Annotated in this window: 17 protein-coding genes; 3 read left to right on the top strand and 14 right to left on the bottom strand. The window is 35.5% G+C overall.

The genetic code is table 11. The features are described from left to right. Nucleotides 1-17: 17 nt before the first annotated feature. From CIG1485E_RS06385 to pheS, 5 genes are all read right to left on the bottom strand, one after another. Complete coding sequence (locus tag CIG1485E_RS06385) at nt 18-1,691, bottom strand: 30S ribosomal protein S1 (protein WP_038454734.1); 1,674 nt, start codon at nt 1,689-1,691, stop codon at nt 18-20. Nucleotides 1,692-1,800: 109 nt separating this feature from the next. Then, complete coding sequence (locus tag CIG1485E_RS06390; protein WP_038454736.1) at nt 1,801-2,625, bottom strand: 4-hydroxy-3-methylbut-2-enyl diphosphate reductase; 825 nt, start codon at nt 2,623-2,625, stop codon at nt 1,801-1,803. Beyond that, the gene (aroA, locus tag CIG1485E_RS06395; protein ID WP_038454738.1) at nt 2,615-3,895 is read right to left on the bottom strand and encodes a 3-phosphoshikimate 1-carboxyvinyltransferase; all 1,281 of its coding nucleotides are present in this window, start codon (nt 3,893-3,895) and stop codon (nt 2,615-2,617) included. Before aroA ends, CIG1485E_RS06390 begins: the two co-directional genes overlap by 11 nt. After that, nucleotides 3,892-6,228 carry a phenylalanine--tRNA ligase subunit beta gene (pheT, locus tag CIG1485E_RS06400; protein WP_038454740.1) on the bottom strand — a complete coding sequence of 779 codons (2,337 nt, stop codon included), beginning with the start codon at nt 6,226-6,228 and terminating at the stop codon, nt 3,892-3,894. Before pheT ends, aroA begins: the two co-directional genes overlap by 4 nt. Then, the gene (gene pheS, locus CIG1485E_RS06405; RefSeq protein ID WP_038454743.1) at nt 6,225-7,217 is read right to left on the bottom strand and encodes a phenylalanine--tRNA ligase subunit alpha; all 993 of its coding nucleotides are present in this window, start codon (nt 7,215-7,217) and stop codon (nt 6,225-6,227) included. Before pheS ends, pheT begins: the two co-directional genes overlap by 4 nt. Nucleotides 7,218-7,332: 115 nt before the next feature. On the opposite strand from pheS, the gene CIG1485E_RS06410 reads away from it, so the two are divergent. After that, nucleotides 7,333-7,692, top strand: a complete 360-nt coding sequence (locus tag CIG1485E_RS06410; protein WP_038454745.1) for a histidine triad nucleotide-binding protein — start codon at nt 7,333-7,335, stop codon at nt 7,690-7,692. 28 nt (nt 7,693-7,720) lie between these two features. Here the strand turns inward: CIG1485E_RS06410 and CIG1485E_RS06415 are convergent, their stop codons facing one another. The 9 genes from CIG1485E_RS06415 to guaA form a co-directional block, all read right to left on the bottom strand. Beyond that, complete coding sequence (locus tag CIG1485E_RS06415; protein ID WP_038454747.1) at nt 7,721-8,572, bottom strand: universal stress protein; 852 nt, start codon at nt 8,570-8,572, stop codon at nt 7,721-7,723. 10 nt (nt 8,573-8,582) lie between these two features. Beyond that, entirely contained in the window at nt 8,583-10,769 is a 2,187-nt protein-coding gene (locus tag CIG1485E_RS06420) for a polyribonucleotide nucleotidyltransferase (protein WP_038454749.1), read from the bottom strand. A gap of 9 nt (nt 10,770-10,778) precedes the next feature. Then, on the bottom strand, nt 10,779-11,459 hold the full coding sequence (locus CIG1485E_RS06425) for a phosphoribosyltransferase (RefSeq protein WP_038454751.1): 681 nt from the start codon (nt 11,457-11,459) through the stop codon (nt 10,779-10,781). Then, nucleotides 11,456-13,645 carry an LPS-assembly protein LptD gene (locus CIG1485E_RS06430; protein WP_038454753.1) on the bottom strand — a complete coding sequence of 730 codons (2,190 nt, stop codon included), beginning with the start codon at nt 13,643-13,645 and terminating at the stop codon, nt 11,456-11,458. Before CIG1485E_RS06430 ends, CIG1485E_RS06425 begins: the two co-directional genes overlap by 4 nt. Continuing rightward, a complete protein-coding gene (locus tag CIG1485E_RS06435) occupies nt 13,635-14,090 on the bottom strand; it encodes an RDD family protein (protein WP_038454755.1) in 456 nt (151 codons plus the stop codon). The genes CIG1485E_RS06430 and CIG1485E_RS06435 overlap by 11 nt, the downstream gene beginning before the upstream one ends. Continuing rightward, a complete protein-coding gene (purD, locus tag CIG1485E_RS06440; RefSeq protein ID WP_038454757.1) occupies nt 14,087-15,334 on the bottom strand; it encodes a phosphoribosylamine--glycine ligase in 1,248 nt (415 codons plus the stop codon). Before purD ends, CIG1485E_RS06435 begins: the two co-directional genes overlap by 4 nt. Before the next feature lie 254 nt (nt 15,335-15,588). Then, nucleotides 15,589-16,221, bottom strand: a complete 633-nt coding sequence (locus CIG1485E_RS06445) for a uroporphyrinogen-III synthase (protein WP_038454759.1) — start codon at nt 16,219-16,221, stop codon at nt 15,589-15,591. Next, a complete protein-coding gene (locus tag CIG1485E_RS06450; RefSeq protein ID WP_038454761.1) occupies nt 16,218-16,691 on the bottom strand; it encodes a DNA-deoxyinosine glycosylase in 474 nt (157 codons plus the stop codon). The genes CIG1485E_RS06445 and CIG1485E_RS06450 overlap by 4 nt, the downstream gene beginning before the upstream one ends. Next, nucleotides 16,691-18,223 (bottom strand): glutamine-hydrolyzing GMP synthase, encoded by a 1,533-nt coding sequence (guaA, locus tag CIG1485E_RS06455; protein WP_038454763.1) that lies wholly within the window; start codon nt 18,221-18,223, stop codon nt 16,691-16,693. Before guaA ends, CIG1485E_RS06450 begins: the two co-directional genes overlap by 1 nt. A gap of 173 nt (nt 18,224-18,396) precedes the next feature. On the opposite strand from guaA, the gene CIG1485E_RS06460 reads away from it, so the two are divergent. Beyond that, on the top strand, nt 18,397-18,849 hold the full coding sequence (locus CIG1485E_RS06460) for a hypothetical protein (protein ID WP_038454764.1): 453 nt from the start codon (nt 18,397-18,399) through the stop codon (nt 18,847-18,849). Beyond that, entirely contained in the window at nt 18,839-20,650 is a 1,812-nt protein-coding gene (gene uvrC, locus CIG1485E_RS06465) for an excinuclease ABC subunit UvrC (RefSeq protein WP_038454766.1), read from the top strand. Before CIG1485E_RS06460 ends, uvrC begins: the two co-directional genes overlap by 11 nt. Nucleotides 20,651-20,679 lie beyond the last annotated feature (29 nt).

A 20,679-nucleotide genomic window follows, 5' to 3' on the forward strand; every position in this document is an offset into this window, starting at 1 on the left:
TATAATTTCATTTTTTATTAAGCTAATTGCTCTTTTATAATGTCGCCAAGTGTCATTTTACCATCATCATTGATTTCGTTTAATACTTCGCGTTCTTTTTGTCTAGCAAGTCTTCTGATACTTAGACGGATTCTGTTTTTCTTCTCATCTATAAATGCTATAGCAGCTTCGATAGTATCACCTACTTTTAGAGTTTCAACATCAACGCTTCCTACATCTTCTTTTCTTATAAGAGCATCAACATTTCCCTCTAAAGATACAAATATACCAAAGTCTTTTATATCTCTTATAGTTCCAGTTACGATATCTCCAACTGAATGTCGTTTAGAATACTCACTAACTGGACTATCTTTTAGATCTTTTTGGCTAAGTGAAATTTTTTGGTTTTTGTCATCTATTTTAATGATTTTTACATCTATCTCGTCGCCACTTTTTAGAGTATCTTTGCATTTGTCATTTCTATCCCAAGATGAATCTTCATTATGTAAAAGACCCTCTAATGCACCAACACGCACAAAAGCACCGAAATTTGTAAGAGTTGTAACTACACCTTTTACTATATCACCTTCTTTAAATTTAGAAGCAAACTCATCGAATGGTTTTGGAAGTAGATTTTTAAGGCTCACTCTAAGTCTTCTGTCATTTGCATCTATTTCGATAACTTCTACATCAAGCTCTTCGCCCTCTTTGATGAAGTCTTTTGGATTTTTGATATTTTTATCCCAAGAAATTTCGCTGATATGCAAGAAGCCTTCTATGTCATTTCCAAGATCAACAAATGCACCGTATGGCTCTATGTTGCTAACGATAACTTTAATAGTATCGCCTACTTCAAGACCATCTTTTATCTCATCCCAAGGATCTGGAGTCGCTGCTTTGATAGATAGTGATAGGTGTTTTTTCTCATTATCATATTTTATAATTTTAACATCTACTTTATCGCCCTCTTTATAAAGAGTATTTGGGTTTACTGGTCCTTTGTAGCTGATTTCGCTATAGTGAACTAGTCCATCTATACCGCCAACATCAACAAACATACCATAAGTAGTGATTTTTTTGATTGTACCTTCGATAATATCTGTATTATCAACTATACTTGCTATAACTTCTTTACGTTTTCTTCTATCTTCGTCAATAAGCTTTTTGCGAGAAACAATAATGCTTTGCTCTGCTTTATCTATCTTTAGAACTTTAACTTTGAAAGTTTTGTTTATAACTTGATTTGTTTCTTTAAAACCGCTTTGAGATTTTGGCATAAAAAACTCAACGCCATCATCGCTAACTGCTACAAAGCCACCTTTGTTCTTAGATATTATTTTAACATCATAAATATTTTCAGCATTTTCATCGTAGTTGTCTATGAACGCTTTTACTTTCTCTTTTCTAAGAGCTTTTCTATGTGAAACGATAGGTCTGCCATTTCTAGAGCCAGTTACAGCTACTTTTATTGTATCACCTATTTTGTATTGTAAGCTACCATCGTTGCTTGTGATTTCAGATATATTCATCACACCTTCTGATTTTTTGCGAACATCCACAAATACTTCATCATCTTTTATATTAACGATGACGCCATCGCACACTGTACTCTCTTCAGCCTTTATAGACTCCTCAAACATAGCAGCAAAATCTTCTTCTAAATCGATATCACTGTTAATGTCATTACGAACATTTTTGTTCACCTCAGCCATCTTGGTCCTTTTATCTATATATTTTCTAGTGTCACTATTTGACCACAAGTGCATTATAATATCTTAATTTAGCTTTGAGTTACATTAACTTAATACAGAAAATTTATGTCTAAAATTTAGAGAGTTTGTCTACGACTTTTTGTATAATCCAATCAGGCGTGCTAGCTCCCGCACTTATACCGCATAATTTTTTATTTTCAAACCACTCTTTTTGAAGCTCATCTTCGCTTTCTATGAGATGGCTATCTTGGCATAAATTTTTAGCTATCAGATGAAGTTGTTTTGTATTTGATGAGTTTTTGCCACCGATTATTATCATCACATCTGCTCTACTTGAAAGCTCTCTTGCTGCTTCTTGGTTTTCTAAAGTAGCATTGCAAATAGTGTTAAAAACCCTTACTTCTTTAACTCTTTGCATCAAATAATCGACTATTTGAGAGTATTTTTTAAGTTTTTTAGTGGTTTGAGATACGACTGCGACTTTTGCAGGTAATTTGATGCCATCTAGTTCATGCTCGTCAAGTATCACGTGGACATTTGTCACTGAGTAGCTCATCACACCCTTGACTTCTGGATGATTTATATCGCCAAAAAATACTATTTCGTAGCCTTCATTACTCATTTTTTCAACTATTTGTTGTGGCTTGGTGACAAATGGACAAGTAGCGTCAATGATATCTATATTTTTTGATTTTAAATTTGCTAGATCTGTTTTTGTGATACCATGAGTTCTAATTATCGCTTTTTTTTCATCTTTTAGATCGGATATATCTTTTAGTGTTTTGACGTTGAAATTTGCTTTTAGCCTGTCTATTTCTAGACTATTGTGGATAAGTTCGCCTATGGTGGCTGCATCTTTTGAGTTTTCAGCTATTTTTATAGCTCTTTTTACTCCAAAACAAAATCCATAACTCTTAGCTAGCTCAATCTTCAACCCTAGCTCCTAATTCTTTTAAAAACTGACTAAATTTAGGAAATGAAGTTGCTATAAACTCGCTTTTTTCTATATCCATACCGCATTTCAGACCCAAAATAGCAAAGCTCATCGCAATTCTATGGTCGCCATGACTGTCTATAGTCGCCATTTTTGGCGATTTAGAGCCTGTTATCTCAAAGCCATCTTTAAGCTCTCTTGCTTCTATGCCACATCTTTTAAGAGCAGCTACAGTTACAGCTATACGGTCACACTCTTTTACTCTAAGCTCTTTTGCGTTTATAAGTCTGCTAGTACCATTAGCACAAGCAAAAGCTATAGCAAGAGCTGGGGCTTCATCTATGAGCCAAGAGATATTTTGAGAGACTTCTATAGCATTTAGTTCGCCATGCTCGACGCAGATATCACCGATCTCTTCATACTGGCTACTAGTGGTTTGGTATGAGATTTTGGCTCCCATTTTTTCTAAGACTTTAAAGGCTTCAATTCTAGTTTTGTTTAGTAAAATATTTTTGATTTTAACCTTTGAACCAGGTATTATGGCTGCAGCTACAGCGTAAAAAAAGCATGAACTAGGGTCATTTGGCACTGTGATTTCTAGTGGTTTTAGCTTTTTGCCATTTAGTGGTTCGATTGTCAAATTTAGCCCGTCTGTTTTAACTCCAGCTCCCATACCTTGAAGCATTTTTTCACTATGATCTCTGCTAAGCTCTGGCTCGCCAAACTTACATCCATTCGCGCAAAGTCCAGCCAAAATAAGAGCAGTTTTTACCTGAGCTGAAGCTATTTTGCTTTCATACTCAAAATGCTTTAATTTAGAGCCGCGAATAGCTATGGGAGCTTTATTGCCATTTTCTCTACCATCAATTTTTGCACCGACCTTAGTAAGTGGATCACCTACTCTTTTCATAGGTCTTTCATTTAGATATCTATCACCACTCAAAACAAAAAAGCCTTCATTTCCAGCTAAAAGCCCCATGAAGATTCTCATCGCAGTGCCTGAGTTGCCACACTCCAAAACTCTGTTTGGCGATGAGATACTTGAAGGTGGAGTTATCTCGTATGTGTCACCCTTTTTTTCTACTATTGCACCTAAACTCTTTATAATCTTTAATGAATTTAGTGTATCTTCTGCTTCAAGATAGTTTTTTATAATACTTTTTTGATCGCTAAGAAGTGAAAATATAGCACATCTATGACTTATGGATTTATCGCTTGAAAGCTCACTAAATTCATGGTTTATAGGCTTGTTTAAAGGCTCTATTCTCATCTTAAGCCTATACCTAATTTTTCTAGGGTTGATGTAATATTATCTATGATGCTTGAAACTTCTTCGTCTTCTAGTGTTTTATTTGCGTCTTGGAATGTAAATTTGATAGTCAAACTTACTTTGTCACCAAGATTTTCATCTGCGTAAATATCAACTGGCAAGAACTCTTTTAAAGCCCCTATTTTTAGCTCTTCAATGCAATTTTTAATATTCAAATATGCAAAATCTTTTTGGATAACTAAGCTCAAATCTCTACTTACACTTGGGAATTTAGAATAAACTTTTGCGATTTTATCTTCAAATTTCATACTTGCGAAATCTAATTCACAAACATAAGTTCGTGGCAAATCTCTTCTAAGCTCGACATTCAAATCAACCCTGCCGATGTATCCGATACACTCACCATTTTGGTAAATTTCAGCTTGTTCAAATTCGCTTAAAAATGGCACTTTATCGCTCTTTTTAAGCTCTATTTTTCCGATGATATTTTGGATTAAATTTGCAAACTCAAAAAAGTCTATATCTAATGGTTTTGCGCCATTTAGTAAAGTTGGTTCGCTTTTTAATCCGCTAGCCAAAAATCCAAATTTGCTAGATTGCTCGCCGTTCTCGCTAAAAACATCTCCAAGCTCAAATAATTTTACTGATTTTTTTGAGTTTTTGATATTTCTTTCACAAGAGTTTAATAAATGATTTATCAAAGTTGGCTTTAACGCGGCCAGTTCGTTATTTATAGGATTTACAATCTCTGCTTTGCATGGTTTAAAGCCCAAGCTTAGAAGCTCTTCAGCGCTATCAAATATATAATGAACGCATTCAAAAAACCCAACAGAAGCTGCTTTGTATCTTATATTTTTTGAATGTTGATAGCTAGAAAATGTATCATTTATCCTATTTTTTTCGCTAAATTTAAGCGGTTTTGATGGAATATTATCTATACCAATAATCCTTACAATTTCTTCGCAAATATCGTGAGTATTTAAAATATCATGTCTGTAAAATGGAACTTTAGCATAAATTTGCTCTTGTTCGCTATTTATATTTATATCAAATCCAAGTTTTTTGAGTATTTTTACCACTTCATTTGGAGCGACATCTGTGCCTATCATATTGCATAGATCAGCACAATTAAAACTTATGATATTTTGCTCTTTATCAAACAAAACTTGACTAGCGCCAGCGTAAGGAGTTATGCTCTTATTTATAGAAAAAAGATCAAACAAAACGTCCATTCCAAGGCTTAGTTTTGGCTCGCTTCCTCTACTTGATCTATAAACAGCTTCATCTTTTGGCTGTGATTTATCACCATGAGCTGCGTTTGCTACGACTACTGGATTGCTATAGCTTGCTTCTATCAAGATTACTTTTGAGTTTTCATCTATTTTTGCTACGTCTGTTTGATAAATTCCAGCTTGTCCAAGACATTTCTCGTCACAATAAATACCATATGAGCCGTTTTTTTCTATTTTGATGTCTATATTTATCTTATCGTCTTTTGATTTTGCTATTTTTTCAAAGTCATAAGCTCTGAAAATAACGCCAGTTGTGTGAGTCGCATAATCAAGAGCTTTTTGTATAGGGTGAGAACTATTGCACTCTATAGAGGCTAGTCTAAGACTAGTTCTTAGACAAATTTCAACCTCATCTTTTAGCTCTATTGCTCTAAATAGAAATGATCCATCTATCTTTTCATCACAATGAACGCTCAAAATCCTGCCTATTCCAAGCAGTTTTTCCTCTTCTTCTCTTTGGACTCTCTCTTTTAATGGAATGTCAAATGCAGCACTTAGATCTCTTGCGATACCATTGATGCTTAGACAATCTCCCCTATTTGGTGTAAGCTCAACTTCTATAAGCTCATCATTAAGCACTTCATACTCGCTAAGCTCTTTTCCAAGCACAAGCTTTCCTATGCTCTCATCAAGCACCATAATTCCATCATTTAGCTTAAGCAAACCAAGCTCAGTAGCACTACAAAGCATACCAGAACTAGCCACGCCACGCAATTTTGCTGCTTTTATCTCAAGTCCACTTGGCATAACTGCACCTATCAAAGCGCAAGCCACAAACTGTCCAGCAGCTACGTTTGGCGCTCCACAAACTATCTGCAATGCCTCATCTTTGCCGACATCGACTTCACATACATGTAAGTGATCGCTATTTTCATGATTTACGCAGCTTTTTACATATCCTACAACTATATTTTTTGGTATATTAAATTTAGTTAAACTATCTACTTCAAGACCTATTGAATTTAACTTTTGGCATATTTCATCTACACTTATATTTGATACATCTATTCTTTCATTTAACCAGTTTTTACTTATTATCATTTAAATTGCTCCAAAAGTCTTATATCGCCCTCAAATAGGCTTCTTAAATCTGGAATTTGGTGGAGCAGCATAGCAAATCTCTCAACACCAAGCCCAAATGCATATCCACTAACATTTTTATAGCCAACAGCTTTAAATACATTAGGATCTACAACGCCACTACCAAGGACTTCTAACCAGCCAGTTTGCTTACAAACCCTGCATCCCTTGCCGCCACAGAAAATACAGCTTATATCTACTTCAGTGCTTGGCTCGGTAAATGGGAAAAAGCTAGGGCGAAAGCGTACTTTGACATCGCCAAACATATAGCGTAAAAAATCTTCTAAAATGTATTTTAAATTTGCAAAGCTTACTTTGCTTTCATCTTCTACCACAAGACCTTCTACTTGGTGAAACATCGGTGTATGGGTCAGATCAAGGTCACGTCTAAAAACTGAACCTGGAGCTATCATGCGGATAGGTGGTTTTTCTTTTAGCATGGTTCTTACTTGAACTGGACTTGTGTGGGTGCGAAGAAGCCTAAAATCTTTTAGATAAAATGTATCTTGCATATCGCGAGCTGGGTGGTATTTTGGCAGATTTAGAGCCTCGAAATTATGAAAGTCATCTTCTATAAGTGGTCCAGTTTCGACACTAAAATTTTGAGCTACAAAATACTCAATTATCTTATCCATAGTAGCCATAACCGGGTGAATTGCACCAGATGAAAGTGGCTCATTAAAAAGAGTTATATCCACGCCATCTGATTTCATTTTTGATTTTATAAACTCTTTTTCTAAAATCTCTTTTTTCTCTAAAATCCTAGCATTGAAAGTATCTCTTTGTATGTTTAAATTCTCAGCAAAAGCTTTTTTTTCTTCGTTTGGAATATCTTTAAGTCTGGCAAATCCAGCTGTTATTACACCTTTTTTTCCAAAAAGCTCAACTCTGATTTTTTCAATTTCGTCAAGATTTTTGGCATTTTCTATTTTTTCTATAATCTCTTGCAAATTAACTACCTTGTCTAAAATTTGGCTAATTGTACCCTAAAAATGATTAAAAATATCCTAAATTTAACAAATAATTGGATATAATTAGGCTTAAAATTTAAATTTGGAGATAATCATGAATTGTATTTTTGAAAAGATAGTTGCTGGCGAAATTCCTTCAAATAAAGTGCTTGAAAATGATAAATTTTTAGCTTTCCACGACATCAATCCAAAAGCACCTGTGCATATACTCATCATCCCAAAACAACACTATGCAAACTTCCAAGAGATGGATCCTGCTTTAATGGGAGAGATGACTAAATTTATCCAAGAAGTTGCGATCACTTTGGGTGTTGATAAAAGCGGATATAGACTTGTGACAAACTGCGGTGAAAACGGAGGACAAGAAGTTATGCATTTGCATTTTCATCTGCTTGGCGGAACTATGCTTAAATGGACAGATAACCACGCTGCAAACACAAAAGACAACTTCTAAATTTAAAAAGAGCCAAAAGGCTCTTTTGCTACATAAATACTGGGATTTTTGTATTTTGCAAGAAATACTTAGTTGTTCCACCAAGCGACATTTCTTTTAGTCCATTTTCACCTGAACTACTTGCTATAACCATATCAAAGTTTCCTTTAACAGCATTATTCAAAAGTGCCTCGCCTGGAGTGTTTGTAGGAACAACCTCTTCAAAAGTCGCATTCACGCCATGAAATGCCAAATACTCTAATAAATTTTCTTTAGCATTTGGTGCTACTGACAGATATTTGCTTGTTGATATTACATGAACTCTTTTTGCTTGTTTTAGCAAAAACATCGCTTGAGTAACAGCTCTAGAAACATTTATAGTGCCACTCCAAGCTATGAGTATATCATCAGTTTTAAACTCTTTAAGAGCTCTTGGTATTACGATAGAGCTTTTTCCGCTTTTCATAACAGCAGCTTCAAATGTAGCTGTTATATCGCCATTTGGCGGGCAAGCCACTACTAGCAAATCGCAAAATTTAGACTCAAATTCAACCACCTTGCTTCTTACGCCTTGTTTAGTTTCAAACTCAGCAGTGGCTTCGTTTGCGATATTTTTATCTGATATTTTGATATCTGCTTTTTTGCAAAGCGATTCAAATATATCTTGATTTTTTTGTCTCTCATCATCGAGCTCAGCTAACATTGTATCTTTAAATGCGTTAAATACAGCGCCGCCTTTCATGACCATTTGCATATCATAGACTAGTCCAAGATCCATTTGCGAAGCAATAAATTTAATATGAGCGTTTAGATATTTTGCTACTACTAATGCTCCGTAAATTCTCTCTTCAAAGTTCGCACCGCCGCCGATTGGGAAAAATAGTTTTTTTACTGAATCCATCACAACTCCTTTAATTTAAATCTAAAGATATCTTGCCACCTTTTAGCTCACTTACTTTTACTTTGACTTTGTCGCCTTCATTTAGTGGTGAGCTCATTTTTGAGATATGCAAAAGCCCGTCCACGCCATCTCTTAGAGATATAAATACACCAAATGTAGCGACTTTTTTAACCTCACCTTCAAACTCATCTCCGACATTAAACGGAGTTACATTTCTATTGTCTCTTTTACCTTTAAATCCACCACCTCTTGGCTCTTTTTGAGTGATTTGGATTATATAATCTTTTGCCGCTTCGACCTTGCCTTTTTGTCCGCCAGCTATCTTGACTTCGCCTTTTTCTCTATCAAGATCGATACTAACTTCAAATTTTTCTATAATCTCTTTTATAGTTTTTCCTGCTTGTCCTATTATATCAACTATTTTGCTAGGATCTACGCTAAATAGCTCTAGTTTAGGTAGTACTTCTTCATTTATGACAATCTCATCATTTGCTCTTTGCATGATTTTTAAGATATGCTCTCTACCCTCTTTTGCTTGATAAAGTGCTTCTTTTAGAACTTCTAAGCTGATGCCACCAAGCTTAATATCCATTTGAAGAGCTGTGATACCATCCATGCTTCCAGCTACTTTGAAATCCATATCTCCATCATGATCTTCAAGTCCCATAATGTCTGTTAAAACTGCGTGTTTGTCACCCTCAAAAATAAGTCCCATAGCAACGCCAGCTACTAGCTTAATAGTCTCAACTCCAGCTGCTCTAAGAGACAATGAACCGCCACAAACTGACGCCATAGAGCTTGAGCCGTTGCTTTCTAGGATTTCGCTTACTACTCTTAGTGAGTATGGGCTGTTTAAATCTACGCTTGGATAAAGAGCTCTTTTAGCCAAATTTCCATGTCCTAACTCACGTCTACCAGGAGCTTTTAGTGGGCTTGCTTCACCTACGCTAAAGCCTGGAAAATTGTAATTAAACATAAATTTATCAGCTGTAGCTCCTTTTTCAGTTAAAAGCTCATTCATTTGAGCGTCGCTGTCAGTGCCTAAAGTAGTAACCACAAGTGCTTGAGTTTGACCTCTTGTAAAGAGGCAGCTACCATGCGCGCTTGGAAGTATATTTGTCTCAATGGTGATTGGACGAACCTCTTTTAATCCTCTGCCATCTGCGCGTCTTGATTCTTCTATGATTTGGGTTCTTACTATTTTCTTTTTGTATTTGCCAAGTATATTTGAGATAGTGTTTTCATCCCAACCCTCTTGCACGGCTACTTCGCTAGCTGCAATTTGCTTAGCTATTTTGGTTAGCTCGCTTGCACGCTCACTTTTTGCCATTTGATTTATGGCAAGCTTAACATCTTCTTTGTAAAACTCATCTATGTATAAAGCGATATTTTCATTTTCGATTTCTGGCTTGAACTCTAAATTTGCATCTTCTTTTTTGTGGTGAGAGAATGCCTCTTCATAAGCCATGCTTCCTTTTAAGATAGCCTCTCCTGCAAATTTGATAGCATCTACCATCAAATCTTCGCTAAATTCATTCATATTTTGTCTAGCAACAAAGCCTTCATTTAGACTAGGATCTATCATAGGATCGATAGCGATAACTGGAACTATCTCGTTTTGCTCGTTTGGAAGACTTCTCATCTCTATCATTAAAAGCTCGTCATTCACGCCAGCCACATATAGGTCAAGAGCTGATTTTTTAAGCTCGCTATTGCTTGGATTTATGATAAATTTATTATCTATATAGCCAACTCTTACGCCACAAACTGCTCTATTTACTGGAATATCACTAAGATAAAGTGCAACGCTAGCCGCATTTAGGGCTGCGACTTGCAAATCAACTTCAGGGTCGCTGCTAAGTACCATAACCACGATTTGAGTCGGATATGCATAACCTTTTGGGAAAAGTGGTCTAAGGCTTCTATCTATTATACGGCTTGTAAGCGTCTCGAAATCGCCTGGCTTGGTCTCTCTTTTGATGTATCCACCAGGAATCCTGCCTGCTGCGTATTGTTTTTCTATATATTGCACTGTTAGAGGCAAAAAGTCCTCAGTGACTTGAGTGTCTTCTCTAGCAACTGTAGCTAGTATAACTGTATTTTTCACACGCAATAAAACTGCACCTGCAGCTTGTTTTGCAACTTTATTTATATCGTAAATTTCAACCTGATTATTGACTTCAATCGAGCATTGCATAAAAACTCCTTATTTTTGTAACGGTAAATAATATGGACTCTCTTCAAGTATAGACATAATGGTTTCTGGAGCCTGATCTATCTTGTTTTTATAATAAAAATCCACATCGACAAAATTTGCTATTTTTCTAACACAAAAAATGCTATCAACTAATGTATTTAGATATGAAACTAAGCTTAAAGGCATAAGTGGCGTCGCATAAACTATGGATTTTACTTCCAAATTTATGAGCGTTTTTATGCTTGTAAGTGCTGTAGTTCCAGTCTCGCACCCCTCATCTATGAGTAAGATGTTTTTACCTTTTAAATCCCAAAGCAACTTTCCTTTTCTATATTTATAAACATTTTTTAAGATTTTTTCTTCGTATTTTCTATGGGCTTCACCATATATAAAATCCAAAGTAATATTAAAAGCCTTTATAAGCTCCTCATTTACCACTATCTCTTCAGTTTCGCTAACCATTCCTACTTCACATTCTGGGTTGTTTGGAGCTGTGATTTGCTCGCTAAAAAGTAGTTCATAGCTAAGTCCTAAGCCAGTAGCAACCTTGTCAGCTAAAACAACTGATTCCAAAGATGAGCAAATGATGACATAATCACCATTTATAAGCTCATTTTTTGGCAAAATTTCTAATAATTTTTCTGCGGCATCTAGTTGGTTTTCAAATTTCAAATCATTTGGGCTTATCACTGATTTGCCCCATTGTTATCTTGCTCTATAGAAAAGTTATAGCCAACATTTCCGAGCGGATAAAAGCTAAAATACAAGAAAAATCCTTGACTTTTTTTAGACTGTAGTCCTGCACTTGTATTTTTTGGCTCAATATCTTCTTGGTAGATAAATGTGTAATTCCAGCATTTTCTTTGGTAATTTAGCCCTAAACGCCACATTTTGGTATATTCTCTTTCTACGTCATAATCAAATGCACCAAGGAGCTTATAATTTTTTGGCAATTTAAAGCTTAAAGATGATGTTAAGTAGCTTTCTTTATCGTATTTTCTTATATCTTTGACTTGCTCTTGATATGTATGATAGATATTTGAGCTTATTAAAGAGTTTGAGTAGCCAACGCCAGTTTGAATTTTAGCAAAACGATCATAGATATGAGAATACTCTACTTTGTTTGCAAAAGTAAAGTTGCCAAGGTATAAATTTAGTCTATTTTGTAAGTTATTAAACTCTTTATCATCAAAGTTATATCCTTGTTTGATGCTGTGTCTTAAAAACTTTCTACCCTCATCATCATAAAAATATTGAGTAAAATTTGCAGCGCCGTTTTCGGTGGTGTATTCATCGCTTAACTCAGCTAAAAAATTGTCTTCGAACAAACTATCGCTAATGTTTTGCAAATTTGCACCATTTGGCAACATATAGTATTTTAAAAGTTTTTTATCTATCATTCCACTAGAATATCCTGGTTTTATATAATCAAGCTTAATATTCATAGTGTGATAAAAATCTTCATAAGCTTTAGCAAGATCGGTTTCTAAAGCGATATTGTGGTAGTGGTTTATATAGTCATTTGTATCATCATCTAAAAGGTGATTCCCGCTTACGTATTTATTATCATTGTAATCAATATGAGTTGCGTATAGGTTTTCTGTGATAGATAAATTTGCAAAGTCATTTAGGACGTTGAAATTTACTCCAACTGGCACGTTAAACTCGTATTGCGACGCTGTAGCTCCTACTTGCCTTGTGTAATTATGATATTTTGAATCAAATGAATATGTCAAATTTGGCACAATAAAAGTGTCTAAAAAGCTGTGATATTGGATAGTTGGTAGCTCTTGGACGGTGTCTTTGTTTTTATACGGATCGCTTAGTTTTGCTGTATCGATATAATACTTTCCATATACGCCAAGATAATTTTCGCTAGAACTAAGAAAATAATTGAGTTTTGATTGGACTAAAGAGTCATAATCCTCTTCGCCTTTGCCTCTTAAATTTAGATAATCTATATCATTTAAACTTATATATCTAAGGTATAATCCTTCACTCAAATCATCACTTATAAGGTGCTTGACAAGCCTATCTCTGTCATATTCTATCTCAAATCCGTGATGTCTTTTGTTTTTTAGCTCTTCTTTTTCTTGATAGCTGGTTTTTTCTTCAAAAAATCCAGCTCTTATAAGTCCATTAGAGTAAGGCGAATCAGCAAATCTAAAAGTAGAATACCCTCCAAGCCCACGGTTTGTCCTAATCTGCGGGTCAAACTCCAAATCCCACCATTCATCAACAGCTACATAAACTGGCTGAATGTATATAAGCCCTTCATTGCCACTGTAGCCAATTTGTGGTTTTAAAAGCCCACTTCTTCTTGTTTTATCAGTAGAAAATCCAAAATACGGCAGATAAAACATAGGCACATCGCCCACGTAAAATACTGGATTATAAAGGTGTAAAAATTTGCTTTGTTTGTTTAGCTCGCCACTACTAAATTTAATATGCCAGTCAGGATCTTGGACGTTGCAGCTTGATACTATTGAGTTTTTTACATCGTATTTTTCATCGCTGCTACAACTCTCATCGCTTTGTATCCATAGCTCTTTGCTTTTATCCATAGCAAAGCTGCTATCTAGCTCCACTTCATTTGTTTTTAAATTTATCTTTGCGTAGTTTGAGCGAGAAGTTTCGCTCTGACCTTTTAGCATATTTACATTTCCAAATAGCTCAACTATTTCGTTTGCTTGGTCATATTTTGCTTTATTTGCGGTGGCTAAGTATGTTTGAGAATATAACAAAACATTGCCATTTGCATCTATAATTTCGCCATTTTTTTCTACTTGATCAGCCAGAAACTCTACATTTTCGACATTTCCACCAAACGCAACGCTGGCTAAAAATACAAGTGAAAGAGATTTTTTAATAAGCATTGCAAACCACTGTTCTTGCTAATTTATCATGCCATGTTTGTCTGCACGGATTACCTAAAGCCCATACGTATCCAAGATAAAAACACCACTCGCTAAAAATCCTAATAGTGGCTCTTAAAAAGCTAGCACTAAGGGTTGGTTTGCTAAGCATAACTGTATCTATGCAAATTATCTTAAACATCATTTTTCCAAGTGTCGCACCATAATACCATGTAAAAAATGTATGATAAACCACTCTCAAAAGCGTGATTTGAAAAAATAAATTTGACACCATTAATACAAGCTTTTCGACATCGCCAGAAACCGACATCAAACTATCCCAATAAACTATAAGAAACAAAACGCTTACTATGATTTCATCAACACTATAAGCCAAAATACGCTTGTTTATAGAAGCTACAGTTATATTTTCTCTATATAACTTATCTAGCAAATTTTCGCTCATTTAAGCGCCTGATAAGCTATGTCTTTGCGGTAGTGACTGCCCTCAAATTTAATATTTTCTATAAGCTCATAAGCCTTAATTTGAGCCTCTTTTATGCTTTTGCCTTTTCCTACTGCTACTAAAACTCTGCCGCCATCAGCGTAAATTTCGCCATTTTCACTGCTTACCCCTGCGTAATCTATATATGAGCCAACAGGCACATTTTCTACTGTTATTTTTGCTTTTGGAGTTGAGCTATATGGGTAATTTTTGCTTGACATTACCACGCCGACTGCAAACTCATCTCTAAGCTTAATTTGGTTTAGCTTTCCAGTAGCAGCGTCAAGTAAAATTTGGCTCAAATTTCCGTCTATTAAAGGCATCAAAACCTCACACTCAGGATCACCAAAACGCACATTAAACTCAAGCACGTAAGGAGTATCATTTACTACCATTAAGCCAACAAAAAGTACTCCACAAAATGGTGCATTTTCGTTTTTCATACCTATTAAAGTCGGTTTTACAACTTCTTCTTCAACTCTTGCTATAAGCTCTTTACTAGCTAGTGGGCTTGGCGCGTAAGCTCCCATTCCACCAGTGTTTGGTCCTTTATCATTATCAAGTAGTCTTTTGTGATCTTGAGCTACTGGCAAGCTTACGAAGCTATCTCCATCGCAAATCGCAAAAAAGCTTAACTCAAATCCGTCTAAAAACTCTTCTACAACCACTCTTTTTCCAGCTTCGCCAAAGCTATCTCCACTTAGCATATCACGCACAGCCTCTTTGGCTTCTTCATGGTTTGTAGCGATTATCACGCCTTTTCCAGCACATAAGCCATCGGCTTTTACGACTACTGTTTGACCTAAAGTTTCAATAAATTTATCTGCTTCATCTTGGCTATTTGTGTTTATAAATCTTGCTGTTCTAATGCTATTTTTAGCCAAAAATTCTTTCATATAAGCCTTACTGCTTTCAAGTCTAGCTGCAGCTTTGCTTGGACCAAAAATATTAAGTCCAAGTTCTTTAAAAATATCAACAACTCCAGCACTTAAGGCATTTTCTGGACCTACTATAGTTAGGCTTATGTTGCTATCTTTAGCAAATTTAGCAAGTTCATTAAAGTCTTTTGTGATTATATTTTTTCCGATTTTTTGGGTTGCCCCGTTTCCTGGGCTAAAGTAGATATTTGTTACGTTTTTGTCTTCTTTAAGTCTAAGTCCTATGGCGTACTCTCTGCCGCCACTTCCGATAATCAAAATATTCATATTTATCCTAAAAATTTGATGAAACACCCAAATGGCCGTTGCGTAGTAGAATCGGCCCATAAAAAAGCCAATCTTGCACCTAGACATAGACTTTAGGTCGCAATTTCTCGCTTCAGTGAGTTACAAACGAAACCACGTCACACAGTCCACGCACATCAGCGCCTATACTATAATGTTGGACCCTCAAAAAAACGCTATCGCACCACTCAGGCTTTTGAGATTATATACAAATTTTGCTTAAAAAACAAAGAATATTAAAGGTTTTTTGCCAAATTCAAGCACTCATCTAAACTTTGAGTTTTACTGATGATACTAGTAGTAAAATTATTTAGCGATTTTGCTGTTGTATTGCCGATAGCAACGGCTTTGTAGCTACTATCCCAGCCAAAATTACGCACAAATGCTTCTACGTTTTTTGGACTTGTAAATACTATAATTGAGCTTTTTGGCGGTTTTAAATGTGGCTCAAGGCTTAAAATTACATTTTCATAGCCAACGATTGTAGTTAAATTTACGCCATTTTGACTAAAAAACTCGCTCAAATTTGAAACAGTTTCTTTAGCCCTTATGTAAAGTACTTTTTTGCCAATCAAATTTGGTAAAATTTCATCTCCAAACTCACGCCCATGTGAATTTTTAGCTTGAATTACATTGCTAAATCCAAAATCTTTAGCAGCTAAAGTTGTCGCCTCACCTATACTAAAAACTCTCAAATTCACAGGCACAATCTCGCTAAATTTAAGAGCATTTATGGCATTTTTGCTTGTTAGTATAAGCACGTCAAACTCGCTCAAATCAATATTAAATTTATTAAATTTGATCTGGCAAACTTGCAAATTTACTACATTTTCATCGTTTGATAATGTGTTTGAAACTAGATAAATCATTTTGTATATTCCAAGATTATAGACCATTTTTGTTTTAGTTTTTCTAAATCAAATTTGATATTTAAAGGGCTGGTTGATGGCAGTTTAATAGGCTCAAAATCATAAAATTTTTTGCATATTTCATAGGATTTATTACCATTTGCAAATACCATTTTTATGTTTGCATTATCAAAAATTTGACTTAAATCTGCTGGCACAACCTCGCAAATACTGCTATCTGACGAGCCTTTTATCTCACATTTGTAAGCAGCGTCATAGACGGCTATATTATGATCTATTAAAAATTTGATTTTTTCTTCTTTTGTGATTAAATTTTGGCAGTTGTAAATAGCTGATAAAACGTCCCAAAATCTATTTTTTTTATGTCCGTAATAAAATCCATCGGCTCTTGAGCTTACAGAAGGAAAAGAGCCGAGGATTAAGACCTTTGAGCCACTATCAAAAATCGGCTCAAAAGGGTGTGTTTGCATTATTCCCACTCGATAGTTGCAGGTGGTTTTGAGCTGATGTCATAGACTACGCGGTTTATCCCATCAACTTCATTTATAATGCGGCGACTGCAGTTTTCTAGCAGGTCATAAGGAAGTCTTGAAAAGCTCGCCGTCATACCGTCGCTTGCATCTACTACACGGATACAAACTGCGTTTTCATAAGTGCGGTTATCACCCATTACGCCCACGCTATTTACATTTAAAAGCACGCAAAATGCTTGCCAAGTTTTGTCATACCAGCCACTACTTTTTAGCTCATCTCTTAGTATTACATCAGCTTTGCGAAGTAGCTCAAGACTTGGTTTATTTACCTCGCCCATGATGCGTATAGCAAGACCTGGTCCAGGGAATGGATGACGGAAAACTACATCACGGCTAAGTCCAAGCTCAAGTCCAAGTTTTCTTACCTCATCTTTAAAAATCTCACGCAAAGGCTCGATAAGCTCAAATTTCATCCACTCAGGAAGACCACCTACATTGTGATGACTTTTGATAGTTTTTGACGCTCCTGCGACGCTACTTTCTATTATGTCAGTATAAAGCGTGCCTTGAGCTAAATATTTTACATTTTCGTGTTTTTTAGCTTCAGCGTCAAAGACTTCTATAAATGTCTCGCCAATGATTTTGCGTTTTTTCTCTGGATCGCTGACGCCTGCAAGTCTGCCTAAAAACAGCTCACTTGCGTCTATGCTTATTAAATTTATACCAAGTTTGAGCCTAAATATCTCTTCTACTTGTTTGGCTTCGTTTGTTCTAAGAAGTCCATTATCCACAAAAACCACGATTAGATTTTCTGGGACTGCGTGAGCTAAAAGAGCAGCTACTACTGAGCTATCCACGCCGCCACTTACTGCACAAAGCACCTTATCGTTGCCTACTTTTTCTTTGATAGCAGCGATCTCTTTTTTAGCAAAGCTTCCCATATTCCAAGTACTTTCACATCCGCAAATTTTGGCAAAGTTTTTAAGCATCGCGTCGCCAAACTCACTATGAGCTACTTCTGGGTGAAATTGCAAAGCGTACATTTTTTTAGCTTCATTGCCAAAAACGCAAAATTCGCTATTTTCTGAGTTTGCTAACACTTCAAAGCCGCTAGGAAGCTCATTTACTTTATCAGAGTGACTCATCCAAACTACGCTTTGAGCTGGAATTCCTTTTAAAAGATCACACTCTTTTACTATATTTAAATTTGCTTTGCCATATTCTTTGTGTCCAGCAGGAGCTACGACAGCACCGTTTTTGTGAGCTAGGAGCTGCATACCATAGCAAATTCCCAAAATCGGCAAACCAAGATTAAAAATCTCATCATCGCAAAAATAAGCATCTTTTGCATAAACGCTTGCTGGTCCACCGCTTAAAACGATACCTTTTGGATTTTTGGCTTTTATTGCTTCAACACTAGCATTAAAAGGCATAAGCTCAGCATAAACGCCCTGCTCTCTTAATCTTCTAGCGATAAGCTGAGTGTACTGAGAACCAAAGTCCAGCACCAAAATATCTGCATTTTTCATTATTTACCAACCTAAATTTGTTATTAAAATCATAGCATTCTACCCAAAATGACTTAAAACTTTGGTTATTTTGCTATTAAAGTGCTATTATTTTCATCACTTACGTATTTTGGGTCTGCTTTGTAGCCACAACCAACAAGAAAAATTAATAAAAAAGATGTTAAAATCGCCAAATGAAAAGTTCTGAAATTATTAACCATATCTTAGAAAATCCTTTGTATAAAAATTTAAAATCAAGCAAAGAATGCAAGGATTTTTTAAATTTACTTGGCAAAAACAGGGTAAATTTAATCAAATTTGCATACATAAAAGAAGCTACGCTTTTTATCGCAGTTTCTCATCCACTCGCCTTGCAAGAACTAAAAAACGATAATATCATAAGCCAAATAAAAACTCTTTTAAAGAGCTATATAAATTTTAACCCCAAAACCAGCCTAAAACCTTGCAATGATGTTAAGTTTTTCGTAACCAAAATAGTTAAATTTAAAAAAGCAAGCCCAACACCAAGTAAAATTATGATAGAAAAATCAAATGGAGAGTTTGTAAATTTAGCCCAAAATAGCGAGATTTACACCTTGTTTGAAAACCTTAGAATAGCTATAAAAAAGGCGAAAAATGCTAGCTGATGAGTTAAAAAGTCTGCCAAACTCGCCTGGAGTTTATCAGTATTTTGACGCAAACTCAAAGCTACTTTATGTAGGCAAGGCAAAAGTCCTAAAAAACCGCGTCAAAAGCTACTTTAGCTTCACTCCTACTCTCGCCCCAAGCCCTCGCCTAAGCCCACGCATAGCCAAAATGATAAGCGAAGCTGTGCATATAGAATGGATAGAAGCCCCAAGCGAAAGCGACGCACTCATACTTGAAAACTCATTTATCAAGCAGCTCAAACCAAAATACAATATTTTGCTTAGAGATGATAAAACCTATCCATATATTTATATCGATTTAAGCCTTGATTTTCCACGTTTTGAGATCACAAGAAAGGTAATAAAAGGCAAAAATATCAAATATTTTGGACCATTTTTCAAAGGCGCAAAAGAGATACTTGAAGCACTTTATCTTGAGTTTAAACTAGTCCAAAAAAAATCTTGCCTAAAAGACAAAAAAGCTTGTCTTTTTCATCAAATCGGACGCTGCGAGGCTCCTTGTATTGGTAAAATTTCAAAAGAAAACTACTCAAAAATAGTAAATGAAGCCATAAAAAAGCTAAAAAATCCAGAACAATTGATAGAAAATCTATCAAATTTGATGACAAATTATGCCATAAATGAAAACTACGAAGAGGCCGCCAAACTGCGAGATAGCATAAACACAATAAAAGATATAAGCATCAAAGTCGAAGTCGATATCGCTAGGCTTGAGGATTTTGAAGCCATAGCCATAAGCTGTGAGCGTGGATTTGTCTGCTCTGTGCGTCTGTCTATCAGAGATGGCAAAGTCGCCTTTGCTAATCACACTTTAAGTAAGGCAAATGATATATCAAATTTAGACTCTTCAAGCTTGTATAAGCAGATTTTGCTTGAAGCTTTTCCACCCGATGAGCCAGTGGCGACTGGCAAAATTTACACCAGAGATGAGTTTGAAGATATGGAGCTTGTGAGTGAGATTTTAAGCAAAAGACACGGCAAAAAATTTAATATCTCCTCCCCAAAAAGCGGAGATAAAAAATCAATTTGTAATGTCGCATTCACAAACGCCAGCTCTTTCATAGACAAACACCTAAAAACGCATAATTACGAGTTTTTGAACGAGATAAAAGACTACTTCAAGCTTACAAACTTACCTATCAAAATCGAGTGCTTTGACAACTCTCATCTCTTTGGCAGTGCTCCAGTAGCTGGAATGATCGCTTGGGAGCTTGATAAATTTAAAAAAGAGCATTACCGCCATATTCATCTAAAAACCACTAATGATTATGATCAGATGAATGAAATGCTAACTCATAGAGCTTTGGGCTTTGAGAAGCTTAGCCCACCAGATCTTTGGGTGATTGATGGTGGTGAAGCGCTTTTAAACTTGGCTAAAAATATCATCGCAAGCAGTGGAGCAAACGTCGATATAATAGCTATTTCAAAAGAAAAAGTAGATGCTAAGGCTCACAGAGCAAAAGGCAGTGCAAATGACAAAATTTACACTGAATTTGGCAAGCTAAGCTTAAGCCCAAATGATAAAAAGCTCCAGTTTTTTCAACGCTTAAGAGATGAAGCTCACAGATTTGCTATCACCTTTCATCAAAACACTAGAAAAAAACAAGATATGGCTAGCTCAAAACTAGCAAATTTAGGCGTAAGCCAAGGCAGTATTAAAAAGCTACTAAATTTGTTTGAAAACTTTGAGAATATCCACAATGCAAGCTTTGAAGAGATAGCAAAGGCAACGAACAAGAGCGTTGCGACAAAAATTTTTAACTCTAAAAGCTCTTATTAAAATATACTTTGATAAAATAATGCAATTTT

Source organism: Campylobacter iguaniorum, from assembly GCF_000736415.1.
Taxonomy (GTDB): domain Bacteria; phylum Campylobacterota; class Campylobacteria; order Campylobacterales; family Campylobacteraceae; genus Campylobacter; species Campylobacter iguaniorum.